We start from the raw sequence: 235 nt of genomic DNA, 5'->3' as shown, positions 1-235 counted from the left end.
CCGGCGCCGTTGCCGCCGATGGTGCACGATCTCACGCTGCCCACCGGCCGCGAGTTGCTCGACGAACTGCAACTGGGTGAATTGACGGCGCTTGGGTTGATCGACCAGACCTTTCTCGACGGCGTGGCGCAGATTCGCGCGCTCGTCGACGAACTCGTGCGCGGCGCGCGCTCGATGGAATCGGAGCCCGCGCACACGGCGCTGCATCGGCTGCTGGGCGTGAGCGGCAATATCG

1 protein-coding gene is annotated in these 235 nt (G+C 67.7%); it reads left to right on the top strand.

Going from position 1 to position 235, the window contains the following annotated elements; genetic code table 11:
• A partial coding sequence (locus SB786_RS37735; RefSeq protein ID WP_410731776.1) for a hypothetical protein occupies nt 1-235 on the top strand: 235 nt, incomplete at both ends.

The sequence above is a fragment of the Burkholderia sp. SIMBA_062 genome (assembly GCF_046534765.1).
Lineage (GTDB): Bacteria > Pseudomonadota > Gammaproteobacteria > Burkholderiales > Burkholderiaceae > Burkholderia > Burkholderia ambifaria.
Note: the sequence above shows the minus strand (reverse complement) of the source record. Positions and strands in the feature narration are given on the sequence as shown.